General features: G+C 62.0%; 10 protein-coding genes. 1 reads left to right on the top strand and 9 read right to left on the bottom strand.

Features of this window, described 5'->3' with window-relative positions; genetic code table 11:
• Positions 1–60: 60 nt before the first annotated feature.
• The 6 genes from KEC16_RS15970 to KEC16_RS15945 all read right to left on the bottom strand — a co-directional run bounded on the left by KEC16_RS15970 (position 61) and on the right by KEC16_RS15945 (position 8960).
• A complete protein-coding gene (locus tag KEC16_RS15970) occupies positions 61–1320 on the bottom strand; it encodes a S41 family peptidase (RefSeq protein WP_211550748.1) in 1260 nt (419 codons plus the stop codon).
• A 92-nt stretch (positions 1321–1412) separates the two neighbouring features.
• Positions 1413–2399 (bottom strand): response regulator, encoded by a 987-nt coding sequence (locus KEC16_RS15965; RefSeq protein WP_211550745.1) that lies wholly within the window; start codon positions 2397–2399, stop codon positions 1413–1415.
• A gap of 6 nt (positions 2400–2405) precedes the next feature.
• Positions 2406–6212 (bottom strand): PAS domain-containing protein, encoded by a 3807-nt coding sequence (locus KEC16_RS15960; RefSeq protein WP_211550743.1) that lies wholly within the window; start codon positions 6210–6212, stop codon positions 2406–2408.
• Between the two features lie 394 nt (positions 6213–6606).
• A complete protein-coding gene (speE, locus tag KEC16_RS15955) occupies positions 6607–7464 on the bottom strand; it encodes a polyamine aminopropyltransferase (RefSeq protein ID WP_211550742.1) in 858 nt (285 codons plus the stop codon).
• On the bottom strand, positions 7461–7952 hold the full coding sequence (gene speD, locus KEC16_RS15950) for an adenosylmethionine decarboxylase (RefSeq protein ID WP_211550740.1): 492 nt from the start codon (positions 7950–7952) through the stop codon (positions 7461–7463). Before speD ends, speE begins: the two co-directional genes overlap by 4 nt.
• Before the next feature lie 162 nt (positions 7953–8114).
• Entirely contained in the window at positions 8115–8960 is an 846-nt protein-coding gene (locus tag KEC16_RS15945) for an ArsR/SmtB family transcription factor (RefSeq protein ID WP_249209248.1), read from the bottom strand.
• Here KEC16_RS15945 and KEC16_RS15940 point away from each other — a divergent pair.
• Entirely contained in the window at positions 8959–9159 is a 201-nt protein-coding gene (locus KEC16_RS15940) for a DUF1127 domain-containing protein (RefSeq protein WP_211550738.1), read from the top strand. The genes KEC16_RS15945 and KEC16_RS15940 overlap by 2 nt on opposite strands.
• Positions 9160–9221: 62 nt before the next feature.
• Here KEC16_RS15940 and KEC16_RS15935 read toward each other — a convergent pair whose 3' ends face one another.
• Genes KEC16_RS15935 through KEC16_RS15925 form a run of 3 tightly spaced genes read right to left on the bottom strand, consistent with a single transcriptional unit; the run spans position 9222 to position 13696 of the window.
• A complete protein-coding gene (locus KEC16_RS15935; protein WP_211550736.1) occupies positions 9222–12593 on the bottom strand; it encodes a tetratricopeptide repeat protein in 3372 nt (1123 codons plus the stop codon).
• A gap of 53 nt (positions 12594–12646) precedes the next feature.
• On the bottom strand, positions 12647–13288 hold the full coding sequence (locus tag KEC16_RS15930) for a protein phosphatase CheZ (protein ID WP_211550733.1): 642 nt from the start codon (positions 13286–13288) through the stop codon (positions 12647–12649).
• Positions 13289–13306: 18 nt separating this feature from the next.
• Positions 13307–13696, bottom strand: a complete 390-nt coding sequence (locus KEC16_RS15925; protein WP_163681385.1) for a response regulator — start codon at positions 13694–13696, stop codon at positions 13307–13309.
• Between the last annotated feature and the right edge of the window lie 53 nt (positions 13697–13749).

Here is a 13749-nt window from a genome sequence, read left to right as displayed (position 1 = left end):
TTCAGGGCTGTGAGGTGAAATTGTAGCTTTCGCCGGCCGTCGATGACAGGAACTTGGGAATCAGCGTTTCCGCACCGTTTCCAGGGCCTTTTCAAGCTGGGGGTCGCTGCCTTCGGCCGGGGCGACCTCCTGATCCGGGGTGATGCCGATGCCGTCGACCGGCTGATCGCTGGGGCGGAAATAGCGGGCGATGGTTACCCGCACGCCCCCTTCCGAGAGCTTTTCCAGCACTTGCACGCTGCCTTTGCCATAGCTTTTTTGCCCGACCAGGATGGCGCGGTGATGATCCTTCAAGGCGCCGGCGACGATTTCCGAAGCCGAGGCGCTGCCGCCATCGATCAACACCACCATGGGAACGCCGGGCAGAATTTCCCCGACATGGCCGGAACGGTGCTCGTCATCGTCGGGATTGCGGGCCTTGGTCGAGACGATGGGAACGTCGCCAAGGAACAGATCGGCCATCCTGACCGCTTCGTCCAGCAGGCCGCCAGGGTTGCGGCGCAAATCCAGCACCATGCCCTTGAGGCCGAAAGCCGCTTGCTTTTGCAGGTCGATCACCTGATTGCGCAACAAGGCGGTGACACCGCCGGAAAACTGGCTGACGCGGATAATGGCGACATCCCCCTCGAGCCGTCCGCTGACCGGGTGCAAGCGGATAAGGTCGCGGATGATGGTGACCTCGCGTTCCTGGCCGGCGGAATTGGCCAGCCGCAACGCGACCTTGCGGCCGACGGGGCCACGGATACGGTTGACCACCTGGGTCAGCGACAAGCCTTCGATGGTTTGGCCATCCACCGCCAAGACCCGGTCCTCGGGCTGGATTCCGGCCTGAGCGGCGGGACTGCCGTCGATGGGGGCGACCACCACCACCATTTTGTCCTTCATGGCCAATTCCATGCCGACGCCGCTGAACTTGCCCGACACCGACACCTGCATGTCGTTCCACTCGGCCACCGACAGATAGGCGGTGTGGGGATCAAGGGTGTGGCTTAACTCGGTCAGCGCTTCCTTGAAGGCGTCATCGGCGGGCATCGGCTTGGCGGCGATGACGGTGGCGGCTTTTTGGCTGAGGAGATGGGGATCGCGGACATCCACATGGCGGCTGGCGAAAGCCTCGATGATCTCGTCGAGCAATTCGATCCTGGCTTCGGCTTGGGGGTCGAGGCTGCCGGCTTTTTCAAAAGCTTGGCGCAAGATCTGACGGTCGGCGCGATCGGCCCAGGCCGGGCACGAGAACAGGGCGAGGCCCAGGCCCAGGCCCAAGATCGCGGCCATCGGCCGATTGCGGGAAGACCTGATCAGGATATTGAAAACGCTCACCACGGTGCCCCCAAAGCCCATGCGCAAAGACCGAATTTGGCGCATGGAGGAAAAACAGAGTCAAGGCTTTGAAGAGAGGGGGGCAAGCCCCCTTATTCGGCTTCCTTGGCGTTCCATTCATCCTTGATCAGCAAGATCTCGGGCAAGATCTCGTCGAAGAGTGCGCTCAGTCGCGGTTCAAAATGACTGCCGGTGTTTTTTCGGATTTCCGCCATGCTGTCTTTCACGCTCCAAGCTTCCTTATAGGGGCGTTTGGTGGTCAAGGCGTCAAAGACGTCGGCGACGGCGACGATGCGGGCCGATTCGGGGATCGCCGCGCCGACGCGGCCGGCAGGATAGCCGCTGCCATCCCATTTCTCGTGATGACAAAGAGCGATTTCCGCCGCCATCACGAAGATCGGACTCTCGGATTGGCTCATGATGCCGTGGCCGATTTCGGTGTGCCGCTTCATGATCGCCCATTCCTCCGCCGTCAATGCGCGGGGCGCCTTTAAAATGGAATCGGGAATGCCGATCTTGCCGGTGTCGTGCATGGGGGCGGCCAGTTCCAGCCGCTCGGCCATATGTTCGGGCCACCCCGCCGCCACCGCCAGGGCGCGGGCATAGGCCGCCATGCGCCAGATATGCAGGCCGGTATCGTTGTCGTTGTAATGGCCGGCCTTCCCCAGCATGAAAATCGCCTGCCGGTGGCTGGCTTCAAGTTCCTGTGCCCGCACCAAGGACAGGTGAGTCTGTATTCTGCGCAGCAAGATCGGGGCGGATACCGGTTTGAGGATGTAATCCACCGCGCCGGCATCAAAGCCTTGCGCTTCGTCTTCCATTTCGCTCATGGCGGTGACGAAGATCACTGGGATATCCCGTGTCGTCGGATTTTCCTTGAGCTTGCGGCACACTTCGTAGCCGCCCATGTTGGGCATCATGACGTCAAGGAGAATGAGGTCAGGGTGATGCTTGGCCGCCGCCTCCAGGGCCTTTTCGCCATTGGCGGCAAAGATCAGTTGGTAATGGTCGCGCAAAATCTGACGAAGAATCTGGAGATTGTTGGGGACGTCATCGACGGCGAGGATCTTCTTGGTCATGGTGCGTCAATCCAGTCTGGCGCCAAGGTCGGCGGCAAGCCTTCGGGTTTCGGCCGCCGCCGCGTCAAAGTCGAAGGCCTCTATTCGTTTTCCGATCACGGTGAGCTTGGCTTTGGGCAGGTGCTGGGACAGCGTGTCGAAAACCGGTTCGATGCGATCGGGGTCAAGGCTTTCCAACGCCACCAGCAAATCCAACAACAGCTGCCGCACGGCCTCGGCGGTTGCGCTGTCTGGCGCATGGTTGCTTTCGCCGTCTTGCCGGGCGAGGTTGGCAATGGCATCGACCGCTTGGCGCAGGGCGGCTTGCAAGGCGGGAAGCGTCATTGCGGCCTTGGCGCGGTTCTTGGCCTTGAGATCGGAATCGATACTGGCGGCGAGATCGGCGATTTTGTTCAGGGCAAGGTTGCCGGCGACCCCTTTCAAGGCGTGAAGCAGGGCGCGGGCCGGTTCCGCGCTGTCGGGGGTGTCAAAAAGCAGGCGCTCTATCGCCGCGACGCTATCGCCGTGTTCCCCGGCAAAGGATATCAGGGCCTTGGCATAGGCCTCGGGGATGCGCCAGTTCAGGAGCGCCTTTTCCAGATCGGCGACGCCGTCGAGCCCGCTGAAATCGAGAGCTTGCGTCGGCGCGATGAATTCACTTCTCAGAACCGTGCAGGGCTGGCCCACCCCCTTGGGGACGGTCTGTTCGATGGTCGCGAACAGGCGGCCGAAATCAATGGGCTTGGCTTCGATGCCGTCCATTCCGGCGGCGATGCACTTTTCGTTGTCTTCGCGCATGACGCTGGCGGTCAGGGCAAGGATGGAAATGGGGGGCCCCCCTTGCGCTTCCAGCGCCCGTATCCGCCGCGTTGCCTCTAATCCATCCATGTCCGGCATCATCACATCCATGAGCACAAGGTCGTAACTGTCCGCTTCATAGGCGGCGACAGCTTCTCGTCCGGTCTTGACCCAATCGACCTGGTGGCCTTGTTCCCGCAGGCGGAGCATGGCCAAGGTGGCGTTGACCTCGATATCTTCGGCCAGCAAGACCTTGAAAAGCCGGGGGGAGACGTAGCCGACGGTCGAGGCGCCGCCGTCTTCGTACAAGCATTTCATGCCTTCGGGGGCTGCCGGCAGATGAGCGGTGAAATGAAAGGCGGCCCCCTTGCCGTATTCGCTCTCGGCCCATATCCGTCCTTGCATCATCTCGACGATCTGCTTGGAGATCGTCGTGCCCAGGCCGGTTCCGCCAAAGCGGCGGGTGGTGCTGGCATCGGCTTGGGAAAACGGTTGAAAGACCTTGCTCAGCTGTTCGGCGGTCATGCCAATGCCGGTGTCGGTGACGCAGAAATGCATCATTTCCGGCTGTTCTGCGGCCTGGATGGTGATGTGGACCCCCCCCTTTGGGGTAAATTTGATGGCGTTGCCGACTAAATTGAGGATCACTTGGCGCAGTCGGGTCGGATCGCCCATGACCCGGACAGGCAAGCCGACATCGTATTCCATGACGATCTGCAAACTGTTTTCCGCCGCCCGCTGTTCCACCAAATTCAAGACATCGGCCAAGGCGTTGGGCAGGTGGAAGCTCACGACCTCAAGCGCGAACTTGCCGCTCTCCAGCTTCGAAACATCAAGAATATCGTTGATGATCGCCAGCAAAGCTTGGGCGGAATGCAAAATGGTTTGAACGTAACGGGCGCTTTTGGGCGAAATCTCGCTGTCTTGGCGCAACACTTCGGCGAAGCCAAGAATGGCGTTCATCGGCGTGCGGATCTCGTGGCTCATATTGGCGAGGAATTGGCTTTTGGCGAGATCGGCCGCCTTGGTCTCGGCATAGGCGGCGCTAAGTTTTTCGTTGGCCGTGCGCAGTTCGACCTCGGCCTGCTTGATCGGCGTCACATTGGTGACCAGAACGAAAAAGCCGATCACCGAATCGCCGTCGAAATCAGGAATGTAATAGGCGAGGACAAAGTGGCTCGCACCGGAGGCGGTGGTGACGCTTCTTTCGAATTGTTGGGTTTCGCCGGCCAGCACCGCGGTAATAAGGGGCTGGCTTTCTTGGCAGAAAGCTTCCCCCAACAGCTCGTGCATTGACCTGCCGAGGATCTGTTGGGAAGGTTTGCCGAACCACTCGACATAGGCTCGATTGGCGAAGCGGCAGCGCAAATCCCGATCCCAGTAGCCGACCATGCCGGGAAGATTGTCCGTGACGGTGGTGATGAACTTGTCGCGGAGGCAAAGAAGGTCGTTGGTTTGCGATAATTGCGCGGTGCGCTGATCGACCAGGGATTCGAGGTGGGCGCGGTGTCGTTCCAGTTCAGCCTGGATTTTCTTGGCTTCGCTGATGTCGCGGGCGATTTTTGACGCGCCGACGACGCGGCCTTCGGCGTCGCGGATGGGTGAAATGGTTACTGAAACCGGAATGAGATGGCCGTCCTTATGGCGGCGAACGGTTTCAAAATGACTGACGGCTTCGCCCTTGGCCAGGCGCTCCAGGATCTGTCGTTCCTCGTGCTCCATGTCGCGTGGAAACAGTATGGTCATCGCCCGGCCGATGGCTTCGTCGGCGGCAAATCCGAATAATCGTTCGGCTCCGGGGTTCCAACTGGTAATGACGCCGTCCAGGGTTTTGCTGATGACCGCGTCTTCCGAAGAATCCACGATGGCGTTGAGTGTTGCGCTAACGCGTTGGGCGCGCTCGAGTTCGACCAATTTACGCTGGCGCTCTTCGGCTTCGGCTTCGGCTTTGGCGCGGGCCTCCAGGGCTTCGAGCCGCAATCTCGAGCGGGCGGCCAATTGCCAGCTCATGATGCCGACGATGATCAGCAGCGATAGGGTGATTGATGCGGCGACGACGGCGGTCCCGAGAATGACCGCGGTGATTTTATCCGCCGGCAGGTGCGACACCACCCGCCAATAGGGTTCATCTTGCCGGTTCGCCCCCGCTCTTCCGGCGGTTTCCGCCGTGACCGTCTGCCAATTCCACAAGCCGCTGGCATCAAGGATTTGCCCGGTTTCAGCTTGGGTTATGCGCTTCCAGATTTCGGGATAGCGTGTGGCAAAGGTTTCGGTTCGCCCGAACATGAAGCCCCACGAATCCCCGGCATCCGGGCTGGAGAGCCAGTACCCCCCTTGGTTGAGCAGCATGACATGGTTGTCGTCGGCATTGACCACACGGTTGAACGCATCCAACGCCGGCTGGCCCAGGATGTTGACGATGATGATGCCGCGCCGGGTGCCGGTGCGATCGGCAACCGGGGTGGCGATGCGCAGGGCCGGTTTAAATGGGACCTCGATTTTGCCGTTCTCGACATTCAGGTCGAATTCGGACGTATAGACGGTGCCGATATCCTGCTCGGCGGTTTTGGTGAAATAGGTCCGGTCGGCTTTGTTTTGTAGCTTGGTCGCGGGCACGACCACCGGCGCGCCGCCGTATGCTCCACGTTCAATCCTGACCCGTTCCTGCCCGCGTTCATCAAGCCAGCGGGCCTGATCGTATTGGGGATTGCGTTGCAGTAACGTCAAAAGTCCCTCGGCCATGCCGGCCAAGGTCGTGGGGGTTGGCATCTCGATGGCGGCGCGGACTTGCCGTTCATTCGGCAATGACAGCAGATGGTGTAGCGGCACTCTGAGAGTATCGCCCAACTTGACCATGCCGGAACGGACAAGGTTGGCGCGTTGGGTCGCGATCCGGTCCAGATCGCTGCCAATCAGCACAGAGCTGATGAAAAGAGCCACCGCGATGATCAAGGTCGCCAGAGGCAGGAAAAGTTTCAGGGGGTGCAGTCCCTTCGACCCCATGCCATCGACCATCCCCGCTTTTCGGCCATGCATTTCGGCGTTCGTCGAGGTTAGTCTCTCCATGTGCGTCGCTAAGGCCGAAGCCGGCCGTGCCTGCCAAGGGGGCGGACGCAGGGAGGGGGACCCAAGACGGTCGATGAACCAGGGGCGGAGAGCATCAGACCTCCCGATGAGTTCGGCACTTTATGGTGGAAAAAGTGGCGAAGTCTTATTCTTAAATCAATAGACCTCTATCGTAAAGACAATTGGGGATCGGGCGCGCGGGCGTCAAGGGCGACAGGAACATTGCGCGAGAGGGGAAGCGTGAAATCCTGGGCAAGCTTTCCAGCAAGCGATCTCCCCGCGGCGTGGCGCGGGCATCACAGCCGATGCGGGGCCATCGGCGCGTGTTCTTGCAAGCAATGGCCCGGCGAGGTCGGCGAACGCGCTAATCCCGCGGGATCAGCGCCTGGACGTATTGGGGCAGAGCAAAGGCGGCTTTGTGAATCTCTGGGGTGTAATAGCGGGTCGTCACGGGTGCCGCCTGAAAGCGGGCGGCGATAGTTTCCACGGTTTCCCCGCGAGGGCGCGAACTGGCCGAGGCCCAGCCCAAGGCCATCAGGCCACCGACATAAGTGGGTACAGCGGCCATGTAAAAACCGACATCGGCGTAATGGGGGCGGCGTCGCAGATAGGTGTCGGTCACTTCCTCGCCTTGCAGGAAGGGGACGCCGTTCTGGTTGACGACGATGCCTTCGGCGGTCAGGCAGCGGGCGCAATCCTTATAGAATTGCTCGGTGAACAAGACGCCGCCGGGGCCGATGGGATCGGTGGAATCGATGACGATCAGATCGAATCTGCGGGTGGTTTCGGCCATGTATTTCAAGCCGTCGGCGATCACGATCTCGGTACGCGGATCATCGAAGGCGCCGGCCGAGACGGTCGGCATGTGTTGGCGGCAGAATTCGACCACGGCGGCGTCGATTTCGACCAGAACCACCTGCTCGACGCTGGCATGCTTAAGGATTTCCCGCAGCATGCCGCCATCGCCGCCACCGACGACACAGGCGGATTTGACCGCGCCATGGGCGTAGATCGGCACATGGGCCAACATCTCGTGATAAACGAATTCATCGCCGGTGGTGACTTGGATCACCCCGTCCAGGGTCAACACCCGGCCGAAGCCGGGGGTTTCGAACAAGACGATGTCCTGCAAGCCGTCATTGGCGCGGTAAAGCTCCCGGGTGATCTGGAAGCTTTGGCGCCAATGGGGATACAATTCCTCGCGGAACCATTCCTCATTCACGGCGTCAGGCCCCGCTTGTTTTCCGCCAAGGTGACGTAATCGGGGGAAAAGGCTTCTTTGAGGATCGGAACGGCCTTGTAAGGGTCGCACTCGCCGCACATGAAGATATCCAGCGCCGCATAGCCGCGTTCCGGCCATGAATGGATGGAAATATGGCTTTCCGCCAGCACCAGAACGCCGGAAATGCCGCCGTTGGGCTGAAAGTGATGCAGATGGCAATGCAAAATAGTGGCGCCACCTTCGATGGCGCAACGGCGCAAAGCCTGTTCCACCAGCTCGATATCATCAAGCTTGCTGGCGCCCCACAGGTCGATCAACAGATGCGTGCCGGCAAATTTGACGCCATTGCGCGACACGTAATAATCCTTGCCGTTGTCAGCCTCGGGCCATGACTTGGCCTCGGGCTTGATGTCAACGACGGTGCTGTCTTGGGTATTCCTCGGATCGACCGCCGAGTTCATCCCCAGTCGGGCAAGAGCCTGAGCCATTGCTCCCCTCCAAACCAGTAGATGGACAAGGGGCGGGTTATCCCCCAAAGGGGCGTGCGATGCAAGGAAAAACCCCGAGAATGACGCTATCGGTCGGCGGAGCGTCGAGAAAAGGACGTTGATCATATCCCGCTGATCGGTCCCGATCAGCGGGATATGGTTTTAAGGAGAGGGAGGGATTTGCCATCCATCGGGCAGGTGGAAGGCCGTGCTTAGGCCGATGGTTCCAGCCCGGCTGATTTCCAATGCCCGAGTCCCGGCGATCCGGGTGATCCAGCCCAGTTCCAGCAGTCGCAACAATAGGCCGGCCCCCAGGCGGCCGGCGAGATGCGGCCGGCGTTCGCTCCAGTCCAGACAGGTTCGGCACAGGGCGCGGCGGGACGACGTGTCGGTTCCGAGCTCGATTCCGAATTCGGCGAAGAAACGTGTGCCGCTGGCGGTGATCAGGGCGGCGCCGTCGTTCAGCACGACATGCCCGCCGGCGTAAAGTGAATCGGTGATGGCGATCGCCAACCGTCCGGCCAGATGGTCGTAGCAGGTGCGGGCGAGGCGCAATGCCTGATCGCGCGGGCCGATGGGGTGGTGACGCCGGGGGCTGGAGGCGGCGACGACCATGAGGGCTTGCAGGGCCTGGGCGATTTCGGGGGAAGCCAATCGGTAATAACGGTGTCGGCCTTGCTTTTCCAGGGCGAGCAGTCCGGCCGCCAGCATCTTGGCGAGGTGGCCGCTGGCGGTCTGCGCCGTCACACTGGCGTGGCCGGCCAACTCGCCCGCCGTCAGGGCCTGTCCGCCCATCAAGGCGGACAGCATATTGGTGCGGGCGGCGTCGCCGATCAGGGCGGCGATTTCGGCGATAGCGTTGGCCGAGGCGATATTGGGCATGCGCAGAAGATAACAGCCGGTGTCGCTGGCGTCAGCCGGGCATGGTTCGGCCGGCGCCGAAACATCGCGGCGCGGAAGTGCGATAAGAAGGCTTCTCGTCGATATCGGACCGAGAGAGATGTCCATGGCCGCCATACCGCCTTTCCCGCCGCGATCAGGGGTGCCTGCCTTACTGTGGCGATGGGGATGGCTGGTGCTGGTGATCTGGCCGCAGCGCTGCCAGCAGCGGACGCGATTACGCGCTATGACGGCGCATCAATTGGATGATATCGGTCTGACCCGCTGTCAGGCCGAACAGGAAAGCCGCAAGCCGTTTTGGCGCTGAGATGCTTGAGGGGGGGGGCTCGTCGTGCTTTCCAAGCTGATCCCAACGGATCGGAAAACGCTTTAGTTGATCGACGATAAGCCCTGGCTTTGCATGCGCTTGGTCCAATCGGCCATGAAGCTTTGATAGCTTTGCACCTGCTTGATCTTGTCGGCGACCGAGGCCGGATCGATGATCCCGCGCTCGGGTTCGGCGGTCAGCAGGGCGAAGGCTTCGCGGAAATCGGTCTTGGCCATCTTGGGGCCGAAGGTGCGGCGCAGCCGGGCGAGACCGCGTTCGTCGCGGGCCAGGATCATGGCGGTGGCCAGATCAATCAGCCGTCGCGCCATCTTTGGCTCGATCGGCAGATTACCGAAGGGGGGTTCGACCATTTGTTCAAGGGCGGTGACCACTTCCGGCCAACGCTTTTGTTCCTGGAAGATTTCCGCCCGCAATTCCTTGGCCCGTTCGGAATTGTCGTTGAGGATCAGGGCCAAGGCTTCGGCCGAGCGGCCAAGATCGGCGAGGGCGCGGACTCGCATATAGCGGCGCTGGTCGTAAAGTTCGGCCGGCTGGTCGGGCACCTCGCTGGTGTCAAGGGCTTCCAGCGCCGGGCCGGGTTTGCGGTCGGACAATTGCAGGAAGGCAAGGCGGGCGCCGACGCGGGCCTTTTCCACCCCGCTGAGGCGGAAACGCACCTGATGGCGCAGCAATTCGGCCGAACGGTCCAGCAGATCGACGGCGGCCAACCGGTCGGCCAGCTTGCGGATCATCTCGTCGCCCTTGGTTCCCGACGGCGTCAGGTCCTGAAATTCGTCATACAGGCCGATGGCGGCGACCGGGGACAGAGTGTCGGCCAATCCGCCCAGGAACAATTTTTCGAAGGTGTCGGACATGGCTTGCTGGACGGTGGCGACATCGGGATGTTCGGGGAAGTTGCCGACCACCGAACGCATCATCCGCAGCGCCTCGGCATAGCGGCCATCGGTGACCAGCAATTCCCCCAGACGCTTGAGTAATTGGTACTCGAAATCCTCGCCGCGCCAGGCAAAGCGCAATTTTTCCAACTGATGGATGGCCTCGCCGGTGGAAATCAGGCCGCGCTTGAGCTGCAACTCGATGCGGGCGCGGGCGGCATAGGCCCGATCCGGGCGGCTTTGGGAATCCTCGGCTTCTTGGTATTTGGCGATGGCTTGATCCCATTGCTTGCCCGCCTGGGCGGCGATGCCCTGCATGTGGCTGATGGTGCCGAGGTCACGCGGCGACAGGCCGGGGCCGGCCATGGCCTCGATGATCCGGTTGGCGCCCTTGGAATCGCCGGCCGCCGCGGTCGAGCGCACCGCCTCGGTCCCCAGCGCCATGCGCAGGCGGGCGTGCAACCCCTTCATGTCCTCGGGCGCCAGACGCAGCAGCAAAGCCTGTTTGGAGGGTTGGTCCGATTGTTTCGACCGGGCGGCGGCCAGCCATAATTGCGCCTGCGGGTCCTTGGCCAGGGCCGGGTTGGAGAGGTCGCGCTCGGCCTCGGGATAATGGCCCATCATGTATTGGGCGACGCCGTGCACGCCGGCGAAATTGGCGGTGTCGACCATGGTCGGATCGGTCTGGGCGATCAGCCGTAAAACCCCCAAGGCTTCGGCCGCCATGCCGTTGGCCAGATAATGCCGCGCCACTTCCAGACGCTGGCCGTTCTTTTCCTCGGGACGGATATAGGCCATGCGGTTCATCAATTTTTGATGTTCCGGCACGAATTTATCGGTGCCGCCGCGCATCCAGCGGCTAAGGTCCACCGGACCGCCGGGCGAAATCAGGGCGCCCTCGCCCTCGGATCCGGCGCCCGGGGCGCTGCCCGGCGCGGGCAGGTCGCGCGACAGGTAGAGACCGCCGGGCATGGAGACTTCGACGCCATTGCGGTCGGCGTCAAGGCGGACGCCATCGGCAAGCGGCAGCAAGGCGATGCCTTGACCGGTGGGCAGCAATTCAGCCCCAGGGATCACCAGATGGTCGCGGATGCCGGCGCCGATGGCCGGGACCGGCATGACCTGAATTTGATCACCGACTTCCGGATCGCGGAAGATGATGGGCTTTGCCGGGGCGTCGGCCACTGGGATCAACAGGCGGCCGCGATCCTCGAAATCGAATTGCCGGTTCACCGGCAAGGTGGCCTTGGGCGTCAACGGCTGTTCGGCCATGTCGAACACCCACAAGCTGCCTTCCTTGCGTACCGACGGATTATAGCCGGTGCGGGTCAGCAAGCGCAGGGCCGTGCCGGTTTTCAGGCCGGGAACCTGTTCCACCTGGGTGACCACGTCGCCGCCGGTCCGGCGCAGCAATTTGGTATCGACTTCGGTTTTGCGGTCGAAGACGAGCCACAGCCAGCCGGCGCGGCGGAAGATTGCGGCGCCGGTCGGCTGATCGAAAGGCACCCCCAGACTGACCAGGGCCACCGGTTTGGGCGGCGGCGGCGGCGGCTCGGCGGCGGTGGGTTCTGGCCGAACCAGTGGCGGCGGGGAGAGTGTCGGTGCGGCCGGGGAGGACGGCATTGGCGCCGGGGGTTCCGCCTTGATGGGGGCGGAGGGGGAGTCAGGGGCGGGGGCGGGCGTCGGCAAGGGTTCCGATGTGCCCATGGCCGGGGCCAGCGGCGGCGGCGGCGCGCCATCGCTGCGGGCGGGCGGTTCGGTTCCGGCGGCGCGAACCAGATCGACGGCGACCTTGGGGCCACTGGTGAAGTGACGCAGCCGCATGCCGGCCGGCAGGGCCAGGACGATGGCGGTGCCATTGTCTTGGGGCTTGATCTCGGAGACCCGAACATCGGCAGGCAACGCCGCGGCCAAAGCCGTGGTGTTGACCTTGGCCGGACGGTCAAAGGCGATGGTGGCGCTGCCTTCGGTCGATGCGACGGTATAGCCGACGGTTTTCGGCCAATCGAAGACCAGACGGTTAAAGCCGGTGTGTTCGCCGCCGCGCACCATCAAATCGGTGACCGGCAGGGACGGTTTCGCCGCCCCGGTGGCTTTTGTTTCGGCGGCTTTTGTCTCGGCGGCCTTGGTCTCTGCCGGCTTGGCGTCCGTCATGTCGATGACCGTCGCGTTGCCCAACTGGAAGGTCTTTAGCTGCACCGGTCGAGCGAGATCGAAGCTGACGCTGCGGCGGTCGGCGGCCAAGGTGGCGGTCTTAAGGTATTTGGGCAGCGCTTTCAGCAATGTCTTGGGATCGCCAGACAGCGGCTTGTCGAAGCGCACGGCCAGCTTGTTGTCGGCGCTGACGTCGGCCGACCATTGCACCGGCCCGTTCCAATCGAACACCATGCGGCCAAAGGTTTCGTGTTCGGCCCCGCGCGGACTGGTCTGCGCCCAGGCGGACAGGGACCCGCCGCCCAGCAGTAGGGTCATCAGCAATAACAGCGCGAAGGAACGTAAAAACGACAGCATGGCGATCCGTGCGGCCGAAGCGGCCATGGGTAACGTTGCCCGCCCCCATTTTCCAGCTTGGCCGAAAGCCGTCATGAAGGTCAGTCGAAGCTCGCCAGCAGCCTGTCGATCTCGGCCTGATCTGCGGCGCCGGATGGAAGCTGCGGGCCGTTCAACAAATCTTCGTCGGTGACCGGCGCTTTTTCCTGGCGGGGGGCGCTGGCTTCGATCTCGCCGCCGAACGCCTTGACCAAGCTTTCCACGCGGGTCTCGATTTCCTTGAGCATGCGCACCACCTTGGTGATGCGCTGGCCGGTGATGTCTTGGAAGGTGCAGGCCTCGAAGATCCGGGTGGTGATCTCGGTCAGCCGTTCCGCCACTTCGGCATCCATCATCGGCGCCAGGGATTCAAGATGTTCCGCCGAATCCATGATCTCATTGGTCGCCGCTTCGGTGGCGCCGACAATGGCGTCCAACTCGTCGGTGGCCGAGGCGATGAATTCGTTCTTGATTTCGCCGGGGCGCAAGGCCGCGATCTCGGCCTTGGCGGCATGGATGTAATCGGCCAGCGATTCCACTTCGCGGAACAGCTTAAGATCGCCGCCGTCAATATCGCCGGTCATGGTGTCGAGCATCGCCCGCACCACTTCGGCGATCTTTTCCACGCCAACGGTATCCCCATGTTCGCGGCGAATGGCGTCGAGACGCAATTCCAGGTCGCGGTCCACGCCTTTCACCGCCATGGTTCCCCCCTAAGCCGCTTAGGCGAAATCGCCGAGAACGGAAGACATCTTGGTCTTCAGCGTTTCGGCGTTGAACGGCTTGACGATGTAGTTGGAAACGCCGGCTTCCTTGGCGGCGATGACGTTTTCCGACTTCGATTCGGCCGTGACCATGATGAAGGGGATGGATTTCAGCTTGGCGTCGGCGCGCACTTCACGCAGCAACTGCAAACCGGTCATCGGTTCCATGTTCCAGTCAGAAATGATCAGGCCATAATTGCCCACGCGCAGCATCTGAAGCGCCATGGAGCCATCGGTGGCCTCGTCCACATTGTTGAAGCCAAGCTGCTTCAATAGGTTGCGGATGATTCGCAGCATCGTCTTGTAATCGTCGACGATGAGCACATTCATATTCTTGTCGACAGCCATCCAAAAAGCTCCTTCGAAGCACTAGCCGCCAAATCCAATAGACCCGCCGGCGC

The sequence above is a fragment of the Magnetospirillum sulfuroxidans genome, from assembly GCF_018224925.1.
In the GTDB taxonomy this organism is placed as follows: Bacteria; Pseudomonadota; Alphaproteobacteria; order Rhodospirillales; family Magnetospirillaceae; genus Magnetospirillum; species Magnetospirillum sulfuroxidans.
The sequence above is the reverse complement of the archived record's forward strand: the minus strand, read 5'-3'. Positions and strand labels throughout refer to the sequence as shown.

What these genes read in the sequence shown, in the direction of transcription:
- KEC16_RS15965 (WP_211550745.1), bottom strand. Translation starts at nt 2,399, where the DNA reads ATGACCAAGAAGATCCTCGCCGTCGATGACGTCCCCAACAATCTCCAG.
- KEC16_RS15960 (WP_211550743.1), bottom strand. Translation starts at nt 6,212, where the DNA reads ATGCATGGCCGAAAAGCGGGGATGGTCGATGGCATGGGGTCGAAGGGA.
- speD (WP_211550740.1), bottom strand. Translation starts at nt 7,952, where the DNA reads ATGGCTCAGGCTCTTGCCCGACTGGGGATGAACTCGGCGGTCGATCCG.
- KEC16_RS15940 (WP_211550738.1), top strand. Translation starts at nt 8,959, where the DNA reads ATGGCCGCCATACCGCCTTTCCCGCCGCGATCAGGGGTGCCTGCCTTA.
- KEC16_RS15945 (WP_249209248.1), bottom strand. Translation starts at nt 8,960, where the DNA reads ATGGACATCTCTCTCGGTCCGATATCGACGAGAAGCCTTCTTATCGCA.
- KEC16_RS15935 (WP_211550736.1), bottom strand. Translation starts at nt 12,593, where the DNA reads ATGGCCGCTTCGGCCGCACGGATCGCCATGCTGTCGTTTTTACGTTCC.
- KEC16_RS15930 (WP_211550733.1), bottom strand. Translation starts at nt 13,288, where the DNA reads ATGGCGGTGAAAGGCGTGGACCGCGACCTGGAATTGCGTCTCGACGCC.
- KEC16_RS15925 (WP_163681385.1), bottom strand. Translation starts at nt 13,696, where the DNA reads ATGGCTGTCGACAAGAATATGAATGTGCTCATCGTCGACGATTACAAG.